Source organism: Chryseobacterium electrogenes, assembly GCF_053553015.1.
On the sequence record NZ_JBNPPB010000002.1, the window covers coordinates 799,230 to 819,799 of the forward strand.

Here is a 20,570-nt window from a genome sequence, read left to right on the forward strand (position 1 = left end):
TTTACTGCAATGTATTCTATTAATTAATGATAGAAAAAAATACAAATTTTAATATATTTGACATTCAATATTATAGGTTAATTTGATGAATAAATTTTATATTTTAGTTTTACTTTTTTTGTTTCAATTTCTTTGTGCACAATCACAAAATTCACAAAATTTAGGCTACTTAAGAAATGGTATTATAGAAGATACACAAGGTAAGATTATAACTAATCCAAAATCACGAGATGCTGCTATTAAGTTACGTGATAGTAAAGTTAGGGAAGAACAAAGCTCTATGAAAAAAGGAGCGATGTCAGCTGTACAGATGTGTTCTAATGGTGGTTTTGAACAGCATGAAACAATTTCTGGGAATAGTTTTCTTAAAGATTTTATGTATACTATAGGAGATCCGCCTGGACCTACTCAGTGTCGCTCAATAACTAATAAAGCAGATGCTTATATCCCGTTGTATGATCCAGCTAAAGCTAAATCCTTAATGGCGACAACTGTTTCTTCAAGTTTTATAGATCGTTACATGGGCGATATAAAGGCTTGGGATCAGTATGCATTAAAAATTAATTATGAAAACTCAGGTACTTATGGCTCGGTTGTACAGAGTAAAAGATTTAAAACTAATAATGAAAATTTTCTAAAATTTAATTACAAAGCCGTTTTACAAAGCGTTTACGATACTAGCCATACGGATAATCAGGCATATTTTAAAGCTAGGATTCTTGATAAAAATGGCAAGACTATTAGTGAGTTTTGTCTAGTGGGTGATGAGAAAAACTGTATTTTCACTAAAGTTCCAGATGGTTCATATGGTTATGTAACATTATACACAGCCAATTGGCAAGCGGGTATTTTAGATATTTCTTCAATACCAAATAATGAAGAGTTTACGGTAGAGTTTATGGCTTCTCGTTGTGGATTGGGAGGACATTTTGGCTATGCCTACGTGGATGATATTTGTGTGTCTCATACCGATGAGAGTTTTGTTGGAAGCATCAAATTAGACCCATTGTATGCAGTATGTCCAACGTTACCGCTTAATGTTTGTGGTACATTTACTGTACCTAATTCTGGAGGAGTTGTAGCGACAGTAAAAAAGATGACCTTAAGTCTTTACGATAGTACAGGTAAAGTTGTACATACAACTACTGCAGCTAATATTGATGCTATTAATAAAAAGTTTTGCTTTAGTTTGTCAACTGCTGACTTTCCTGATATTAATTTTGCGAATTATAATGTTGGGGTAAAAGTCGATTATGATATGCCTACTATTGTTTGTGGTAGTGGTAATTTTTTCGAATCAGCTTCAGATAATGATGCTAATGATGGATGGGATATAAGTTTTCTTAATTGTAATACTTCCTGTAATATAAATGTTAAAACAGGGAAATTATCAAAATGTGATGCAAATGAAGATGGAATAGAAGTGTTTAATCTGGATGATCTTAATACTCAATTAGTAAGCTCTACAGCTGGGTTAAGTTTTGTTTATTGTAAAACTTATGAGGATGCATTTAATAACAATCCAGTCACTAATCAAGGTAATTTTTCTTCCTCTTCAACTACTTTGTATGTTAGGGTTTCTAAAGATGCGAGTTGTTTTAAGATAATACCTGTCACTTTAGAAGTTCGTAATCCATCATCTCAGATTTCAGGTGTGCTTAATGTATGCTCGGGCAGTACACAATTAACAGCATCCGAAGGTGCTACTTATTTGTGGAGCCCTAGTGGCGAAACGACAAGAAGTATAACCGTAACAGATGTAGGTATTTATAGTGTTGTTGTAACAGATAGTTACGGTTGCTCTAGTACAGCAACGGTGGATATACAACCAAGTCAGACGGCTGTAACACCTCAGTTAGTCGTTAGCCAGCCTTCTTGCTTTGTGAGTTTTGGTAAAATAGAAGTGACTTCTGCTGCTTCAGAATATAGTTTTGATAATGGCATTACGTGGACGACTAATCCAATAAAAACAAATTTAAGTCCTGGTAAATTTTTGGTAAAAATAAAAACAGTAAAAGGCTGTATTTCTTATGCTCAAGAAGTAGAAATTATTCCTGCATTATTGCCGTATCCTTCAGCGTATGGAGATAATCCTAAGTTTTGTGGTGATACAGGACGTATTATTATTACCTCTAATGCTCCTTTTTATAGTGTAGATAACGGTGTTACATGGGGGACAACATCTACAATAGATAAGCTTAAGCCAGGAAAGTACTTTGTACGTATTAAGGATATCGCAGGTTGTATATCTAATCCTTATCCAGTAAATATTGTGAGTAGCACATTAGGTGAGGTGGATTATAATGTTGAGCATCCTGCTTGTGCTGTAAAAGGAAAAATAACAATTAATACGCCGGCAGACTACTATACCTTTGATGGAGGTACAACTTGGGTAACATCTAATTTTTTAGATAATTTATCAGCAGGGACTTATAATATCGGTGTGAAAAACTATCTAGATTGTGTATCAAATATGCAATATGTTTATCTTAGGAAATTTGAGAATACTAATCCTGAAGTAGAAACTAATCAACCACAATGTGGTGTAGATGGTACTATATATATAAAGACAGAAGCATCCGAATATAGTTTTGATGGAGGTCTTACCTGGACAACGAGTAACCTGAAACAATTGCCTGCAGGTAATTATAATATTAAAATTAAAAATAGTGCAGGATGTATTTCTCAAAATTATCAAGTAACATTACAAAAGCCTACTTTACAAGCACCTGTAATCTATGTAGAGCAACCAAAATGTGGTGTAGATGGTAAAGTGACGATTAATACCTATGCTGATTTTTATAGTTTTGATAATGGTGTGACTTGGGGGACGAGTAATTCTAAAGTTTTATCAGCTGGCAGTTATTATATATTGATTAAAAATAATCTTGGTTGTATTTCTAATCCAGCTTCTGCATATTTATATCAGGCAAAACTACCAAAGCCTCAGGTATCAATTGTCCAACCAACTTGTAGTACAAAAGGGAGCATAACCATTCTAACTCCAGCTGATTGGTACAGTATCGATAATGGTTCTACATGGTCAGCAAGTCCAGTATTTAATAATCTTACGTCAACAAGTTTTACAATTGTTGTTAAAAATAATTTGAATTGTATTTCGGATGCTAATTATGTTTACTTTAGCACAGCATATTTGCCAGAGCCTATTTATAAAGCAACAAGCCCAAGTTGTGGCAATTCTGTTGGGTCTATAGAGATTGTAACACCAGCTGATCAATATAGTATTAATGGTGGAAGCACATGGTCTTCAAGCCCAATATTCAATAGTTTATCTAAAGGAAGTTATAATATTGTAATTAGAAAAGCAGGCTGTACGTCAATCACTAAATATATCAATCTTTCGGAATATAATCTACCAGAACCTTCAGTGTCCATTGTAGAGGCAACTTGCACTACAAAGGCGAGTCTTACAATTAATGCTACTGCTGATTTTTATAGTATTAATGGAGGAGGTACTTGGGTGACAACACCTGTGTTTAATAATTTGCAACCAGGTTATTATTATGTTAAAATTAAAAATAATAATGCTTGCGAGTCTAATACCTCTTATGTTAATATTAAAGAATTCTATTTGCCAGATCCAGTGTATAGTTTTACGCAGCCTTCTTGCGGTGTTGGCGGTACAATTACATTTTTGTCTCCTTTTAAAAACTATTCAATTGATGGAGGTAAGACTTGGTCTTCGTCTAATACATTTACAGGATTGCAATCTGGATATTATAATTTGATGGTGAAAAATGACCAAAATTGTACATCTAATCCTAATGCAATATCTATGTCATTAGACCCGGTGTATATTCCTAATCCAGATGTACAGGTGATTCAGCCAAGTTGTGGTAATGGAGGTATGATAAAGATATTAACGACAGCCGCTCAATATAGTTTTAATGGTGGGTCAACTTGGACGACTAATCCTATTCTTAATAATCCAACATCAGGCTATTATAATATTGTTATTAAGAATTCTCAAAATTGTATTTCTAATCCATATGCTTATAGTGTATCTATACAGCAATATTATCTTCCGAGACCACTTTTAAAAACAGTACAACCAACTTGCGGAAATGGTGGAAGCATTACAATTGTAAGTGATGGAGATTTTTATTCTTTTGACAACGGAGTTACTTGGGGAACTAGCAGGACGTTACTTGACCCAAAACCAGGAGGTTACAATATTAAAATTAAGAACCAACAAAATTGTGTTTCTCTTGCAACTTATACTTCTGTTCAAACTTATTATGCTAGTGCACCGCAAACAACAACGATTGCACCAACCTGCGAAACGCCATCTGGGACGATTGTAATTAAGTCTATAGCAGATTTATACAGTTTTGATAATGGAGCAACTTGGCAAACTTCTCCAATGAAAGATAAACTTGCTTCTGGAAGTTATTCTGTTTTAACTAAAAATGCTTCGGGATGTCTTTCTCAATCACAAAGTGTTTATATCAGTTCTGTACCTAATATTCCCAATGCTCCATTTGCGACTATTGTACAACCTTCAGCTTGTAATACTACGGATGGGAGTATCAGTATTTCCACTCCAGGTATTAGCTTTAGTTTTAATGATGGCGCTTCATGGAGTACCGATCCTATTAAAAAGAATTTGGGTGCGGGGACTTACATTCTTAAAATAAGAACAAATACCTATTCTTGTGATTCTAAAACATTAATTGTTAATCTCAATTCTGGGCAATATATTGCTGCGCCAGATGTGGATATTGTACAACCTACATGTAGCGTATCTACTGGTGGTATTGTTATTAAGACAGTAGGATCTACTTATAGTTTTGACGATGGTCTTACTTACGTTTATGCTAATACTAAAATTAACTTATTACCAGGTACTTATAAAGTAAGAGTAAAAGATACTTCTGGATGCCTATCTTTTCCTACAACTGTTACTATTAGTGATCCAGCACCTTTACCTGCGCCAACTTTCGATATAAAACAACCAGATTGTAACAATCCATTAGGCGAAATTATTGTTAATTCTACTGCATTAGAATATAGTTTTGATAATGGACTAACATTTGGATCTTCTAATACTAAAACTAATTTGTCACCAGGCACTTATAATATTATAATTAAAGATGCTGCGGGTTGCATTTCTTTAGTTGCTGTTGCTAATATCAAGACGCAACCTTCTACACCAACAATACCTCAAGTGAGTGTGACACAACCTGTAGGTTGCTCTGCTACTAATGGTAAGATTTCTATAATTTCTCCAGCCGCATTTTATAGCTATGATGATGGTGTAACTTGGATCGGGCAAGCTAGTCAAAATCTACCGCCAGGTAATTATTTGGTTCGTGTTAAATTGGCTTTAGGCGGATGTCCATCACCAGCATTATCTATACAGATAGATACACCTCCAGATGCGCCAATATTACCAACGTATAATGTTGTACAACCTACGTCATGTGTCTATGCCTTTGGTGAAATCACTATCAATACTGTGATGCCATTTTATAGCTATGATAATGGGATTACGTATGTTACAAATCCAAAGTCTGGACCACTTGCAGCAGGTGATTACTTTATCAAAACAAAAAATGTTGCTGGTTGCGAATCCGCTGCTGTAAAAGTAACGATTAATAAACCTGCAGATACGCCTAAGTCACCTGTAATCCAAGTGCAACAAATTGATTGTAATAGACCTAATGGACAAATTTTAATTTTAGATATAGGTACAGAATATACTATTGATAATGGTCTATCATGGCAGCTTTCTAATACATTTGGAGCTTTGGCACCAGGTAATTATATTATTAGATTAAAGAATGCAATGGGATGTATATCTGATCCTACAACGGCTAATATTGCTGTTTATATTAATAATACACCAAAACCTATTTTGAATTCTAGTCAAAGCTTTTGTATTCAGCAAAATGCAACGCTTTCAAATATAATAATTACAGGGACAGGAGTGAAATGGTATGAAAACATAGCTGGAGGACTTAACTTACCTTCATCTACAATTCTCACAGATGGTAAAACCTATTATGCATCACAATTTGTAGAAGGTTGTGAGAGTGATCGTGTTCCCATAACTATTAAGATTATATCAACACCAGCACCAACAGGAGATTCGTTGCAGCTATTTTGTGTTAGTCAAAGCTCTCAATTGTCTAATATTAAGATAGTTGGGAGTCAAATAAAATGGTATTCGAGTATGATTTCAACGGCTGTATTGCCTGTAACTCAAATTTTAGAAGACGGAAAAACTTACTATGCTACACAAACTATAGATGGTTGCGAAAGTGTTGGGCGTCTTGCTGTGACTTCTCAGTTAGTATCTACAGCAATCCCAGGAGTACCTTTACCTATTATCTCTGAAATAAAAATTGAGAATAATAATGTGAAAGTAGTAATGCAGGGCAATGGTAATTTCGAGTTTTCATTAGATGGGAAATTATGGCAATCATCTAACACATTTTTTAATTTAGAAACTGGTACTTATAAAGTATATGCGCGTGATAAAATCAATATTTGTGCAGTGGCAGAGCAAGAGTTTACAATCTTCAAAATAAAAAATGTCTTTTCTCCCAATGGAGATGGTGTTAATGACTTCTGGGGGATTGATGGTATCGAAAAATATCCTGGATCAATCATACGAGTTCTTGATAGGACTGGTATAGAGGTTCTTAATAAGAAGGTGGACGGTCCTTTCTCTTGGGATGGGCATTATCAAAAAAGAGTATTGCCAACAGGTAACTATTGGTACCATATCGTTGTTACAGATGGAAGAATTTTAACAGGATTTTTAACAATTAAAAATAGAAACTAAAAATGATGAGGTTTCAACTTTTATAAGAATAGCCAATAACCTTAAGAAGTAAATTATTTCTTAAGGTTTTTTTTGTTTGAAATTCTACATGATCTCTACTTTTCACATTCACTAAGCTTGTGTTTTTATTAAAAGTAGTTTGTTTTATTAAATAACTTAATCACGATCTCGAATAAAAAATTGCTTTCCAAAACGTCATATGAAGATCTTTACTAATATTATAAGATTAAATGCTTTTTTGTGGAATATAACTTCAATGAAGTTTACTTTTTAGCTTAATATTTCAATAATAATGATGATCTTTGGAATCCGAAAAATTATAAATTAATGCTTTACTTTAATCAATAGTTTTCTTAATGTTATACGTTAAAAAATAGTTTTTAAAAGTAAAGGTTTAATAGATTTCAATAAAATAAAAGTTGAATATAGTAATTATTATTAGAGCAAATTGATGCTTGTTGACACTACGATTAGTGTAACAGAAAATAGAATTATTATCTTTGACTTTTTAGCATAATTAACTTAGAACGAAGTATTTTTTCTAAGAGTTCATCGGGCGGGTTTTATGTAAGAATAACTAATAAAATTAAAAATTACTATAATGAATCATAGTGTTTTGGACCTTCATCCAGGTCTTGTTTGGGGATTTGGAATAACGGTCATCGTGATGTTATTGCTAGATCTTGGCGTCTTTAATAAAAAATCACATGTTGTCACATCCAAAGAAGCAACAATTTGGTCTGTCGTTTGGATCTCATTGTCTATGATTTTTTCTGGAGTGGTGTATTGGGTTTTCAACCAGGATGCGGGTGGTCATGCTGTAGCTATAGAAAAATTCACTCAATATCAGGCAGCTTATTGGATAGAGAAAGCTTTGTCGGTCGATAATCTTTTTGTGTTTATTTTAGTGTTTGGTTTTTTTAAAGTCCCGAAATATCTTCATCATAAAGTATTATTTTGGGGTATTGTAGGTGCATTAATTTTTAGAGCAATTTTTATATTTGCAGGTGTTGGTATTATCAATTTGACTTATCTTCCAAAATTCGAACTGTTTGGTAAGTTGGTAGAAATTAACGTTGTGATGACTTTGTTCGGGTTATTTTTGTTTTATGCAGGGATCAAATCTTGGGGCGGAGATGATGATAATGAAGATCAGGATTATAGCAATACTGCGGGTGCAAGACTTGTGAAAAAATTCTGGAAAGTTGCAGATAACTATGATGGTGATAAGTTTTTTACTGTACAAAATGGTGTTAAAATGGCAACGCCACTTTTAGTTGTTGTAGCGGTAATAGAGTTTACAGATGTGTTATTTGCGGTAGATTCTATCCCAGCAATTTTTGCGATTTCTACAGATCCATTCATACTGTATACCTCTAATATTTTTGCAATTTTAGGACTAAGATCTCTGTACTTTTTGCTGGCTAACTTCATCCATATGTTTAGTAAACTTCCTTATGGATTGGCAATTATTTTAGCTTTTATAGGAGCTAAAATGATTATTTCGCCGTGGTATCATATTCCTTCGCCAGTATCTTTGGGTATTGTTGGTAGTATTTTGGTATTATCAGTTTTGGCATCGGTTATGTTTCCGGATAAAGACAAAGGCATTATTAATAAAGATTAGTATATCAATATTAGCATAATAAAAACCCCGCAGAATATTAATTTGCGGGGTTTTGTTTTTTAGTTGATGTTTAATTAGATATTTTCAAATAAGCTATCGTATTTTTCTCCTAATTTTTTTCTTAATCTTTGTTTTGATTTTTTTATTGCGTCTACTGTAATCCCTAATAATTGAGAAATATCAATGTTAGAAAGTTCCATTTTAGAAAGCAAAACTACTCGTAAGTTAGACTCTGTAAGCTCAGGGAAATTCTCTATTAACATGTTATAAAACTCTGGGTACTCAATAATAAAGGCATTTTTGAAATTATTCCAATTACTTTCTGTCATGAGGTGAGATCTCAGCAAGTCTTCCATTTCTCCTTTTTGTACCTCCGAAGAACCATTTCTTGTAATAGATTCCATGTTTTTTTGAAGTTTTTCTATCTGAGCATTTTTTTCTAAAAGATAGATTTTATAAGAACCCAATGTGTGATCCGTTAGCCTTAATTTTTCTTCGGATTGAAGCTTCTCTACATGTAGTTTTAGTATTTTATTATCAAAGGCATTTTGTTTTGCTTTCAGCTTTTTTCGGTTATTGATGATAATGAAAACAATCAGTGCCGCCAATAGGAGAGCAATGGCAACAATAGATTTCCTGATTAGAATTTCCTTTTCATATTGTGCTTGTGCAACAGTAATATTATTAAGGTATTTTTCTTTTTGGACAAGGAGGTTGGTCTTTTTTACGACTTCTTCGCCGTCAGAATGTTTTAGTGCTTCTGAGGTTTTTTCTATTTTTCTTCTTATGTCTAATTCTGATATCGAATTGTTTTCTAGAACTGCTATTTGTAATTTAATTTTAAGAATTTCTAGTTCGTTTTTTTTGAAATAATCTTTAGAAATAGCAAATTTTTCGGCTTTATTGATGGTATTTTTAGCTTCAGTAACGAGATCTTTTTTAAGGTAAAATCGGGCTAATAAAGTAAGAGCATACATGGTATTTTGATCAGAATTGAACTTTGTAGAATAGACAAGATCTTCTTTGATGTAGGCAATAGCTTGGTCGTAATTTTTGTTTTTTTCTTCTAATAATGCTAGATTTCCTAATGCTTTCCCTAGTCTGACATAATCTTTGATTTGGATAGATATATGTTTCGCTTTATTAAAATATTTTTCAGCCTCTTTATCATTATTTAATACTAAGTAGCCGTAACCAATATTATCTAATATACTTGCTAACTCAGATGATTGATTAGGCGCATATTCTTCTGCAATTTTTAAAAACCGAATAGCTTCTTTGGTGTCGCCCAGAGTAACCATAAAATATCCAATCTTCTTAAAGCTGTCACTAGGATTAACCATATTAGACCTTTTGCAATTTTTAGAAGCTTGTACAGCGTCTATAAAATAGGGCATTGCAGAAGTGATCTGTCTGTAATTATAAAGATAGTAAGCAAAATTGGTCAGCGACCAGAGTTTTAGTTCGCAGGTTGTAGATGCTTTTATTGACTCGTGGTATAGAGCATTACTTGTATGGTTGATTTTATCTTGTAATTCTGCCTCTATATTGGCTGATAATCCTAGATATATCGTTTTCCAAAGAGGTGTTTTTTCGGTATCAGCAATTTTTTTCAGAGGTTGTAGAAAATGCTTTTTTTCCAAAGGTGTTCCCTTGAAGTTATTAAGCTGTTCTATGACGTTTTCTGCTCTTTTTTGTTGATCTACAATATCTTGAGGAATAATAACTTGCTTTTGTCCAGATAGTGTAATAATTAGAAAAAGTAGAAAAAAAGTAAAAGATAATTTCAAAAGTATTATTTTTTTCAGTGCTCCAAAATTACAAAATTGATTTATAATATATTAGCACAACTATATTATTTTTAATAATTTAATATTTACTTTCTATTATAATTGATATAATAATTATCATTAAATTTTATAGTATCAGTTGTTTTCAATTCTAGCGTTTGCCATTCTTCTGATGGTGTAATGGTTTGACCATTCTGTAATCGCAAAGGTAGATTTAGGTTTTTTATAACATGAGTCCAACGATAAGAAAGTTGATTGCCTTTCTGTTGATACTCTAAGGTTGGGATGTAAGAAGTTCTTAAATATTGATTGAAAATACTTGTAAAATCAAAGTCTAACTTTTTAGAAATATAACTTTCAATCTGTTGTGTTGTTACAGTTTGATGATAAAAATCTTTATTAAGTCCTCTTAGCATTTGTCTGAATTTTTCGTCATCATTTACCACTTGTCGCATGGTGTGCAACATATTAGCACCTTTGTAGTACATATCGCCGCTGCCTTCATATCTTACGCCGTATTCTCCAATAATAGGACGATCGTTTTGTATCGCTTTTCGTGTGCCAGTAACATAACGGTTAGCATCATCTTTCCCGAAAAGACTTTCTGTATATAATGTTTCTGAGTAACTTGTAAAAGCTTCGTGAATCCACATATCAGCCTGATCTTTAGCTGTGATGTTATTAGCAAACCACTCATGTCCAGTCTCATGAATAATGATAAAATCCCACTTAAGTCCAACGCCGCTTCCAGATAAGTCTCTACCTAGATAACCGTTTTCAAAATTGTTACCATAAGCTACATTGCTCTGGTGCTCCATGCCGAGATGTGGCGACTCTACTAATTTATAAGAATCTTCGTAAAAAGGATAAGGCCCAAACCAATGTTCAAAAGCTTTCATCATGGGTTTAACTTGAGAAAACTGCTTTTTTGCTTTGTCTAGATTATAATCTATCACCCAATAATCCAGATCCAATTTTCCTTTTTCACCTTGATACGTTTCTTTAAAGTTAACATATTTCCCGATAGACGGAATGATAGAGTAGGCATTAATTGGATTTTTCACCTCCCAGAGATAAGATGTTTTATCGCCCAATGTTTTGGTTTCGATTAATTTACCGTTAGCAACACCTACTAGATCTTTAGGCGTTGTAATCTTAAAGGTAATCCCGTTATCTGGCTCGTCTTCCCATATATCTTTGCATGGTAGCCAGATGCTAGCACCAATTCCTTCGTCTGCGGCAGTCATCCAAGGATTTCCGTTTTTATCTTTGGTGAAAACCCATCCGCCATCCCAAGGCGCTTTTTTTGCAATGACGGGATTTCCAGAAAAATCAATGCTGATGGAGTATTTTTCACCTTTTTTAAATTTCTTTTTAGTGGAAACAAATATGAAATCACCTTCGTGCTTGTATTGCGTTTTTTTATCGAAAGAACTTGACAGCTTGCCAACATTCATGGGTTTTTGAAGATCAATCTGAAATACAGGATTGGTCACATCTTTTATAATTTCGAAAGTAATTTTGTTACTTCCTTTTATACTTTTGGTATTATAATCTGCTTCTAAAATAATATCATACTTCTTTACGTCCCAGAAATTTCTAAATGAAGTATTGCTTCCTTTTAGTGTATCTTCTTTGGTGAAATTTTGACTAAAAGCAAAACCTGATGTTAAGCTTAAAAACAGAATAATATATTTCATAATTCAATTTTAAATGATAAACAAAGTTACAAATCATTTACTTGTAATTCTTTATTTTATTTAACGTTAAAATATTACTAATTATGACAACTTTTATTAAACTAAAACAATTAAAACTTACATTTGGATGAATCTAAATTTTCAATAAAGAGATCTTTAAATATTTTTATTAAAAGAAAAAAAATATGGGGAAAATAACAATACAATTACAGATTAATCAACCTTTAGATAAGGTTTGGGATAGTTTTACTTCGCCAGAGCATATTGTTAATTGGAACTTTGCATCTCCCGATTGGCATTGTACAACTGCCGAAAATCATCTTGAAGTTGGAGGTTGCCTAAAATCCAGAATGGAAGCCAAAGATGGAAGCTTTGGATTTGATTTTGAAGGAGTCTATGATAATGTCATTACTCATGAATTATTGATATATCATCTAGAAGATCAAAGATCCGTAGAAATACGTTTTAATCAGTTAGATGATAATTTGATAGAAATATCGCAGACTTTTGATCCAGAGACAGAAAATCCAATAGAGATGCAACGTGCTGGCTGGATGGCTATCTTAGATCAATTCAAAGTTTACACAGAAAGTTTATAATTTTACCAATAAAGAAATAGAAAATACTCATTTTTTATTTTTAATATCAATACAGTTATGATTAATCCTAATATATTTCCTTGCTTCTGGTTTGATGGTAAAGGAAATGATGCCGCGCAATTCTACACTTCGGTTTTTCCTAATGCTAAGATTACGGTTAATACACCAGTTGTGATTAATATGGAATTTAATGGTCAAAAAATAATGTTGCTTAATGCAGGACCTCAGTTTCAGCTTAATCCTTCAGTTTCTATAATGGTTATGTGCGAAACTGCAGAAGAAGTAGAAAGCTATTACAACAAATTATCAGAAGATGCTAAAATCCTAATGCCATTGGATTCTTATCCTTTCAGTGAAAAATATGCTTGGGTTCAGGATCAATATGGATTAAATTGGCAACTTTATAAAGGTGAGAAATCTGAACAAAAGTATGTGCCAACATTAATGTTTATCAATGAAAATAATGGTAAATGCCAAGAAGCGATGGACTATTACACCAATATTTTTCCAAATTCTGAAATAAATTCTAAAACATTTTATCCTCCAGGATCTACTACGGATAAAGGAAATATTGCTAATGCCCAATTTACCATTAATAATTATCAGCTGTTTGGTATGGATAGTGCCGCGGATTATCCATTTAATTTTTCGGAAGCAACTTCTCTCGTTGTGATGACAAGCGATCAACAAGAAACGGATAAATATTGGGATGAGTTGATTGCTAATGGAGGACAAGAAAGTCAATGTGGTTGGCTCAAAGATCAATTTGGGGTGAGTTGGCAGATTGTGCCGCATCGTCTGATAACGTTAATGAATGATCCTAATCATCAAAAAGCACAAAGAGTTGTAGAGGCAATGTTGAAGATGAAAAAGATTATAATCTCTGACTTAGAAAGAGCTTTTAAAGAAATAGATAACTAATTTTTTACAATCTAATAATTATAAATCCATAAAATCATGGCAAAACTTAATTCTTATCTTAATTTTGATGGTACCGCAGAAGAAGCATTTAACTTTTATAAATCTGTATTTGGCGGCGAATTTTTAGGGAAAATTTATAAAATAGGTAATGCGACAGAGATAGAAAATATTTCTGAAGAAGACCAAAATCGCGTGATGCATATTGCACTTCCTATTGGAGGAGATCTATTGATGGGATCTGATATTATACCTTCTATGGGACAAAGGTTAGAGAAAGGCAATAATCAATATGTTAGCATTTTTCCGGAAGATAGAGAGGAGGCAAGACGTATTTTTGATGCTTTATCAGCCGATGGAATTATAGAAATGCCTTTGGAAGATCAATTTTGGGGTGATTACTATGGTAGTTTTCAAGACAAATTCGGGATTAGATGGATGATTAATTATAGTGAAGATAGCGGATACGAAGGATAAAAATCATTCAAAATAAAATTAAGAACGGGGAGAAAAGTCTTTCCGTTTTTTTATTTTTGTGCTTCTAAATATTTCTAGGATGAAAGATTACTATTATTTTCTTGGTCTTAATATTGATGCTTCTACAGAAGATATCAAGAAGACTTATAGAAAGTTGTCACTAAAATATCATCCAGATAAAAATACAGACGATCAATTTTTTGCAGATCGTTTTCGAGAAGTGCAAGAAGCTTATGAAACCTTGATGGATACAGAGCGACGTAGGATTTACGATCAACAATTAACATCTTTACAAAGATCTATTAAGTCTAGAAATCCGCCAAGAATTCAGAATTTTAATACCAGTAAATCGAGGGCTTTTTTGGGTGAAGAAATTAGCCTTAATTGGCAAACTTATGATGCCGATTTAGTTAAAATTATTCCGTTTGGTTTAGAAAAATCGACTGGAGAAAGACGGTTTAAAATTAAGCAATTTGATGAAAACGGACAATTTCAGATTCTCTTGCATGCGACTAATACTGTCTTGCAGAAAACTGTCGTACAAGGAATAACAATTACTCAGGTTTTTGATAATGAAAATCAGAAAGAAAAGCTTGATGATATTGACGAGCCTGTAAAAGGTAATGAGGTTAAAGAAAAACTAATCTCAACACCAACTAAAAATCAAAAAATCATCTTATTGATATTAATAATAATGATTGCTTTATTGGTTGCTAAAGTGTTCTAAAACAATCTTTTTAAGCCATCTTAGCACGTCCTGGACATTTCTTGCAACGTTTTCCTTTTTTAAATTTTTTACAACAATTTTTTTTGGTGCAAAGCAATTCGTCAGCAACTCTAAAAGCTGGCGTAAGTGCAGGAATTTTAAAAGCGATAATGGGTTGATTCATGGCGCAAATATAATTTAATTTAGAATAAATACAAATTGTTTTTTTGCTTTTAATAAACTTTAAGATGGGAGAATTAAGTCTAATAACATTTTAGTTCTAATCTGTACTGGAGAAAAAGCTTCTTGGCGATTTAAACTAATTATTGTAAATTTACATTCATAATTCTTAATAAAAAGTTTAGATGAATACACAGCAGTTTGTGAACCGTCACATCAGTCTTAATGAAGCTAATACAGCGGAAATGTTAAAGAGACTAGGTGTTGATAGTATAGAACAACTTATTGACCAGACCATTCCTAACGCCATCCGTTTAGAAAATGATTTAAACATTTCAGAACCTCTTTCAGAATATGAAATGTTGTTGCATTCTAAAGAATTAGCAGCGCAAAATGCCATGTTTGATAATTACATTGGATTTGGTTATCATAATACAATTTTACCTTCTGCAATCCAGAGAAATATCTTAGAGAATCCATCTTGGTACACGGCTTATACGCCTTATCAAGCAGAAATTGCACAAGGTAGATTAGAAGCATTACTTAATTTCCAAACCGTTGTATGTGATCTTACAGGGTTTGAGTTAGCTAATGCATCATTGTTAGATGAGTCTACTGCAGCAGCAGAGGCTATGCATATGTTCTATAGTAATAGGACTAAAGAGCAAAAGAAAAATAACGCTAATAAGTTTTTTGTTTCTGATCTAGTATTGCCACAGACGATTTCAGTTCTGAAAACAAAAGCAGAAGGCTTAGGGATTGATGTTGTTATTGGTAATCATGCAGAACAACAATTAGATCAATCTTATTATGGCGTTTTATTACAATATCCTGGTAAAAATGGTATTGTTCTAGATTATACAGAAGATATTGTAACATACAAAAGTTTAGATTTACAAGTTGTATTAGCTTGTGATCCTTTGGCTTTGGTAAAGTTAAAATCACCAGCAACTATGGGTGCAGATTGTGCAGTTGGTACAACTCAGCGTTTCGGTATCCCAATGGGTTATGGAGGTCCTCACGCAGCTTTCTTCTCTTGTAAGTCTGATTATAAAAGAGATATTCCTGGTCGTATCATTGGAGTTTCTCAAGATATGTATGGGAAAAGAGCGTTGAGAATGGCGCTACAGACTAGAGAACAGCATATAAAAAGAGAAAGAGCAACATCTAACATCTGTACAGCGCAAGTTCTTCTTGCAGTGATGGCTGGGATGTATGCCGTATATCATGGTCCTAAAGGACTTAACTTTATTGCAGATCAAATTCATTTTAAAGCAAATACACTACATGATGCTTTGAAGATTTTTGGTTATGATGTCGTGTCAGAACCTATTTTTGATACTGTAAAATTCAGAATTGAAGAAGACGAAAAATCAGCTCTAAGAGCGTCTATGTTGGACCAGAAAATTAATCTTAATTATTTTTCTCATGGTGTTGTAAGTATTGCAATTAATGAAACGACGACATTAGTTACTTTACAAAGATTGGTTGACGCTTTTGCTAGTTTTAAAGGAAAGCAGGCATATCAATTAGAACTAAAAGAGACCATTTCAATTCCATCTGATTATCTTAGAAAAGACGAAATCTTAAAAGAAGAGGTCTTCAATAAATACCATACAGAGACAGAATTGATGCGTTATATCAAAAGATTAGAACGCAAAGATTTATCGCTTACACACTCTATGATTTCCCTAGGATCTTGTACTATGAAGCTTAATGCTGCAACAGAAATGTTGCCATTGTCATGGGCAGAATGGGGAAGCGTGCATCCATTTGTACCAAGAGAACAGGCTGGAGGTTACCAAAAATTAATTAAAGAATTAGAGAAAGATCTTGCCGAGATTACTGGTTTTGCAGGGACTTCTTTACAGCCTAATTCTGGAGCTCAAGGAGAATATGCAGGATTAATGGTGATTAGAGAATATCATAAATCTAGAGGCGATCTTCATAGAGATGTCGTTGTAATCCCGCAATCTGCACATGGTACTAATCCGGCATCAGCAGCTATGGCTGGGATGAAAATTGTAGTTGTTAAAAATTTAGAATCAGGCGAAATTGATTTTGAAGATTTAAAAGCTAAAGTAGAGCAGCATTCTGAGAATCTTTCTGCTGTAATGATTACTTATCCATCCACTTATGGTTTCTTTGATAAAAATATAAAAGAAATTACAGAATTGATACACCAGCATGGCGGACAAGTTTATATGGATGGTGCTAATATGAATGCCCAAGTTGGTTTCACTAGCCCAGGATCTATTGGAGCAGACGTTTGTCACCTTAATTTGCATAAGACATTTGCGATTCCTCACGGTGGTGGTGGTCCAGGTGTAGGCCCAATTTGTGTGGCAGAGCATTTGGTTCCGTTTTTACCAACTAATGCTAATATCCAGACAGGTGGTAAAGAAGCAATAGAAGGTATTTCTGCAGCACCTTATGGCTCAGGATTAATCTTGAATATTTCTTACGCTTATATCAAAATGTTAGGTACTTTCGGGTTGAAAAAAGCAACAGGACATGCGATTCTTAATGCTAATTATTTGAAAGAATTATTATCAGAACATTTCCCTATTCTTTATTCTAACGAAAGTGGAAGAGTAGCACATGAGTGTATCGTAGACTTCCGTCAGTTCAAAACTTTAGGTGTAGAGGTAGCAGATGTCGCTAAGCGATTGATGGATTATGGTTTCCATGCACCAACAGTAAGTTTCCCAGTAGCAGGAACATTGATGATAGAACCTACAGAATCTGAAAGTAAAGAAGAAATCGATCGTTTTGCAGAGGCATTAATCAATATCAAATTTGAGATTGATGAGATTGCAAATGGTGAGGCTGATAAAGATAATAACGTTTTAAAAAATGCGCCACATACCGAGCAATTAGTAATTTCTGATTCTTGGGACAAGCCTTATAGCAGAGAGAAAGCTGCTTATCCATTAGATTGGGTAAGAAATAACAAGTTCTTTGCGTCTGTATCTAGATTAGATGAAGCTTATGGTGACAGAAACTTAATCTGTACTTGTGCGCCAATTGAGGCTTATATGTAAGATGTAAATCATTATAAAGAAAATCTCTCGATTAGTTTCGAGAGATTTTTTTTGTTTAAATATTCTCTTCTACAGAGAAAGTATAAAGTTATTATTCTGTTAGATAAAGTGCTAAGTCTAATTATATAATTATTTTTTCAAAATTTAACATATATGATGTCGATTTCTAATTAAAATGCTATTTTTAGCACACAAATTTTTAAGTTAACGAAAATTATTAATTAGGTTAAAATTATTAAACTTGGAGAAGCATAATAGAGAAGAAAAAGAGTTAAAAAGAGGACTCACAAATCGACATATACAATTGATTGCTTTAGGTGGAGCAATTGGTACAGGTTTGTTTCTAGGGATTGGTCCAGCTGCTGTTTTGGCAGGTCCATCAGTAATTTTAGGCTATGCTATAGCAGGACTTATAGCATTTTTTATTATGCGCCAATTAGGAGAAATGGTTGTTAATGAGCCTGTTTCTGGTAGTTTTAGTCATTTTGCCTACAAGTATTGGGGTAACTTTGCAGGTTTTGCATCAGGCTGGAATTATTGGATTCTCTATATCTTGGTTAGTATGTCAGAGTTGACGGCTATAGGATTGTATGTGCAATTTTGGTGGCCAGATATACCACTTTGGGCATCTAGTTTATTTTTCTTTTTAGTGATTAATGCACTCAATTTAGCATCAGTTAAGGTATACGGAGAAGCAGAATTTTGGTTTTCTATTATCAAAGTCGTTGCGATTATTGGGATGATTCTTTTCGGAACCTATTTGCTAATTAGTGGGACGGGTGGAGAACAAGCTACGGTAAGTAATCTATGGAATGACGGTGGTTTTTTCCCGAAAGGTTGGTTTAGTGTCAGTAGCGAAGGCGGATATCAAGGTTTAATGGCTGCAATGGCACTTATTATGTTTTCTTTTGGAGGATTAGAATTGATCGGAATTACCGCTGCAGAAGCTGAGAATCCAGAAAAAAACATCCCGAAAGCAACTAATCAGGTAATTTATAGGATTCTAATCTTTTATGTTGGCGCCTTGATTATCTTATTTTCTTTATCGCCATGGGCTAATATTACAGATAAAAGTAGTCCGTTTGTCATGGTATTCGAAAATCTAAATTCTATAGACATTACCCTTTTTGGAAAGCATATTCAGTTTAACAAAATCATTGCAAATGTTCTTAATATTATTGTTTTAACGGCCGCTTTATCAGTGTATAACAGTAGCGTTTATAGTAATAGTAGAATGTTATTCGGTTTGGCAGAACAAGGTAATGCTCCAAGATTTCTTAAAAAATTGAACAAAAATCAGGTGCCGATTATGGCAATTTTGGTATCATCTTTTTTTGCAGCTATTTGTATTTTAATTAACAAATTGGTTCCAGAAAAAGCCTTTGAAATTTTAATGATGCTAGTGGTTTCTGCGTTAATTATCAATTGGATGATGATTTCTATCACACATATTAAATATAGAAATGCAATGAATCTTCAGAATAAAAAAACTTTATTTCCTTCATTTTTATTTCCGGCAACCAATTATATTTGTTTAATATTTTTATCAGGAATTCTTGCGATGATGTGGATTACAGGAGGAAAGCTTAAAATTGCGGTAGAGATAATTCCTGTCTGGTTACTATTATTATATACTTGTTATTTTATCATTAATAGACAGAAAAAAATAAATTAGATAATCTAAGATTAAAACATTTATCTCAATAAGAAGTATTTTTTTTCTTTAAAAGAGTAACTTCGCATCAACAAATAAAGTGAAATGAAAAAAAGTTTAGTCCTTATTTCTGCCGTATTATTACTACAATCGTGCATCGTTTCTACGGCAACAAGCGTGGTGAAAGGTGCTGCAAAAGTGACTTATGGTGCTGTAAAAGGAACTGTTAATGGTATTAGTTGGGCGGTAAGCAAGGCCAATGGGAAAATAGACGAAGATCGTATAGATGGTACTTGGAGAGTTGTTGGAGTCTACAAAGGTTCTTTCTCTGATTTCTCTAAAGATCAAAATCCAGATAGTTCTTTTACGTCTGAGTGTGAGAATGCTTATGATCAGATTATTTTTAATTCTAAAAAATCGAAATTCAAACCTGTACATTGCAGTACGGATAAGGAAGATTGGGTGAAATATAATTTTGAGTTTGGGAAAAACCCATCCAATAAAGAAAAAGAAAATTATATCAAGTACAATTCTAGTAATTATATCTCTGTGATTGATGTCAATAATAAGACAATGGTCTTAGAAGGTAACCTAATGCCGAAACTCGCATTCTCTGGGGCAAAACTCTATCTTTTAGAAAAAATAAAATAAAAATTTCAGGTTAAAACTGACCAAAATAATCTAATTTTGCATCAGCATGCTGAAGTATTTAGCCATATTATGTTCTACAATTTTTGTGCTGGCGACCACCAATGTTTTGGAGGTGGCCAAAGTACCGGTTTTTGTAGAACATTTTATTGATTATGAAGGTAATCTTATGGAATTTGTTGTAGAACATTACGACAATCATCAACCAGATGCAGATTGGGATACCGATCAAAAACTTCCTTTTTTCAATCCACCAATTGTGTTGATGGTCTATGCAAAGTTACCGGATACTACTTTTCATTTTGAAAAAATAAAGGATATAAAAATTCCTCAAAAAGTAACTGTATATCAAGAAAAAGACTTTTCTGGCAGTTATCTTTCTCGTATTTTCCAACCGCCACGATTTATTTAATTGA

13 protein-coding genes are annotated in these 20,570 nt (G+C 33.2%); 10 read left to right on the forward strand and 3 right to left on the reverse strand.

All coding sequences use genetic code 11. From position 1 onward, the window contains the following. Positions 1 to 85: 85 nt before the first annotated feature. Together ACQQ6V_RS03645 and ACQQ6V_RS03650 are read left to right on the forward strand one after the other, a co-directional pair. Complete coding sequence (locus ACQQ6V_RS03645; protein WP_448844198.1) at positions 86 to 6,811, forward strand: T9SS type B sorting domain-containing protein; 6,726 nt, start codon at positions 86 to 88, stop codon at positions 6,809 to 6,811. A 601-nt stretch (positions 6,812 to 7,412) separates the two neighbouring features. Beyond that, entirely contained in the window at positions 7,413 to 8,438 is a 1,026-nt protein-coding gene (locus ACQQ6V_RS03650; RefSeq protein WP_448844199.1) for a TerC family protein, read from the forward strand. A gap of 74 nt (positions 8,439 to 8,512) precedes the next feature. Here the strand turns inward: ACQQ6V_RS03650 and ACQQ6V_RS03655 are convergent, their stop codons facing one another. Both ACQQ6V_RS03655 and ACQQ6V_RS03660 read right to left on the reverse strand, forming a co-directional pair. After that, the gene (locus ACQQ6V_RS03655) at positions 8,513 to 10,228 is read right to left on the reverse strand and encodes a tetratricopeptide repeat protein (RefSeq protein WP_448844200.1); all 1,716 of its coding nucleotides are present in this window, start codon (positions 10,226 to 10,228) and stop codon (positions 8,513 to 8,515) included. A gap of 86 nt (positions 10,229 to 10,314) precedes the next feature. Continuing rightward, complete coding sequence (locus tag ACQQ6V_RS03660; RefSeq protein WP_448844201.1) at positions 10,315 to 11,928, reverse strand: M1 family metallopeptidase; 1,614 nt, start codon at positions 11,926 to 11,928, stop codon at positions 10,315 to 10,317. 185 nt (positions 11,929 to 12,113) lie between these two features. Between ACQQ6V_RS03660 and ACQQ6V_RS03665 the strand changes: the two genes are divergently transcribed. From ACQQ6V_RS03665 to ACQQ6V_RS03680, 4 genes are all read left to right on the forward strand, one after another. Then, positions 12,114 to 12,527 carry an SRPBCC family protein gene (locus ACQQ6V_RS03665; protein ID WP_448844202.1) on the forward strand — a complete coding sequence of 138 codons (414 nt, stop codon included), beginning with the start codon at positions 12,114 to 12,116 and terminating at the stop codon, positions 12,525 to 12,527. Positions 12,528 to 12,584: 57 nt separating this feature from the next. Beyond that, on the forward strand, positions 12,585 to 13,448 hold the full coding sequence (locus ACQQ6V_RS03670; RefSeq protein WP_448844203.1) for a VOC family protein: 864 nt from the start codon (positions 12,585 to 12,587) through the stop codon (positions 13,446 to 13,448). A gap of 36 nt (positions 13,449 to 13,484) precedes the next feature. Beyond that, a complete protein-coding gene (locus tag ACQQ6V_RS03675; RefSeq protein ID WP_448844204.1) occupies positions 13,485 to 13,922 on the forward strand; it encodes a VOC family protein in 438 nt (145 codons plus the stop codon). A gap of 79 nt (positions 13,923 to 14,001) precedes the next feature. Further along, positions 14,002 to 14,649, forward strand: a complete 648-nt coding sequence (locus ACQQ6V_RS03680; protein ID WP_448844205.1) for a J domain-containing protein — start codon at positions 14,002 to 14,004, stop codon at positions 14,647 to 14,649. A 10-nt stretch (positions 14,650 to 14,659) separates the two neighbouring features. Here the strand turns inward: ACQQ6V_RS03680 and ACQQ6V_RS03685 are convergent, their stop codons facing one another. Continuing rightward, complete coding sequence (locus ACQQ6V_RS03685) at positions 14,660 to 14,812, reverse strand: hypothetical protein (RefSeq protein ID WP_448844206.1); 153 nt, start codon at positions 14,810 to 14,812, stop codon at positions 14,660 to 14,662. Positions 14,813 to 14,993: 181 nt separating this feature from the next. On the opposite strand from ACQQ6V_RS03685, the gene gcvP reads away from it, so the two are divergent. From gcvP to ACQQ6V_RS03705, 4 genes are all read left to right on the forward strand, one after another. Next, complete coding sequence (gene gcvP / locus ACQQ6V_RS03690; protein WP_448844207.1) at positions 14,994 to 17,852, forward strand: aminomethyl-transferring glycine dehydrogenase; 2,859 nt, start codon at positions 14,994 to 14,996, stop codon at positions 17,850 to 17,852. 241 nt (positions 17,853 to 18,093) lie between these two features. Further along, positions 18,094 to 19,527: an amino acid permease gene (locus tag ACQQ6V_RS03695; protein ID WP_448844208.1), complete on the forward strand. Its 1,434-nt coding sequence runs from the start codon at positions 18,094 to 18,096 to the stop codon at positions 19,525 to 19,527. A gap of 84 nt (positions 19,528 to 19,611) precedes the next feature. Further along, complete coding sequence (locus ACQQ6V_RS03700) at positions 19,612 to 20,157, forward strand: hypothetical protein (protein ID WP_448844209.1); 546 nt, start codon at positions 19,612 to 19,614, stop codon at positions 20,155 to 20,157. 46 nt (positions 20,158 to 20,203) lie between these two features. Beyond that, positions 20,204 to 20,566, forward strand: coding sequence for a hypothetical protein (locus ACQQ6V_RS03705; protein ID WP_448844210.1), 363 nt, complete (start codon positions 20,204 to 20,206; stop codon positions 20,564 to 20,566). Positions 20,567 to 20,570: the final 4 nt, after the last annotated feature.

What these genes read in the sequence shown, in the direction of transcription:
- ACQQ6V_RS03645 (WP_448844198.1), top strand. Translation starts at nt 86, where the DNA reads ATGAATAAATTTTATATTTTAGTTTTACTTTTTTTGTTTCAATTTCTT.
- ACQQ6V_RS03670 (WP_448844203.1), top strand. Translation starts at nt 12,585, where the DNA reads ATGATTAATCCTAATATATTTCCTTGCTTCTGGTTTGATGGTAAAGGA.
- gcvP (WP_448844207.1), top strand. Translation starts at nt 14,994, where the DNA reads ATGAATACACAGCAGTTTGTGAACCGTCACATCAGTCTTAATGAAGCT.
- ACQQ6V_RS03700 (WP_448844209.1), top strand. Translation starts at nt 19,612, where the DNA reads ATGAAAAAAAGTTTAGTCCTTATTTCTGCCGTATTATTACTACAATCG.
- ACQQ6V_RS03665 (WP_448844202.1), top strand. Translation starts at nt 12,114, where the DNA reads ATGGGGAAAATAACAATACAATTACAGATTAATCAACCTTTAGATAAG.
- ACQQ6V_RS03705 (WP_448844210.1), top strand. Translation starts at nt 20,204, where the DNA reads ATGCTGAAGTATTTAGCCATATTATGTTCTACAATTTTTGTGCTGGCG.
- ACQQ6V_RS03680 (WP_448844205.1), top strand. Translation starts at nt 14,002, where the DNA reads ATGAAAGATTACTATTATTTTCTTGGTCTTAATATTGATGCTTCTACA.
- ACQQ6V_RS03650 (WP_448844199.1), top strand. Translation starts at nt 7,413, where the DNA reads ATGAATCATAGTGTTTTGGACCTTCATCCAGGTCTTGTTTGGGGATTT.
- ACQQ6V_RS03675 (WP_448844204.1), top strand. Translation starts at nt 13,485, where the DNA reads ATGGCAAAACTTAATTCTTATCTTAATTTTGATGGTACCGCAGAAGAA.
- ACQQ6V_RS03685 (WP_448844206.1), bottom strand. Translation starts at nt 14,812, where the DNA reads ATGAATCAACCCATTATCGCTTTTAAAATTCCTGCACTTACGCCAGCT.
- ACQQ6V_RS03660 (WP_448844201.1), bottom strand. Translation starts at nt 11,928, where the DNA reads ATGAAATATATTATTCTGTTTTTAAGCTTAACATCAGGTTTTGCTTTT.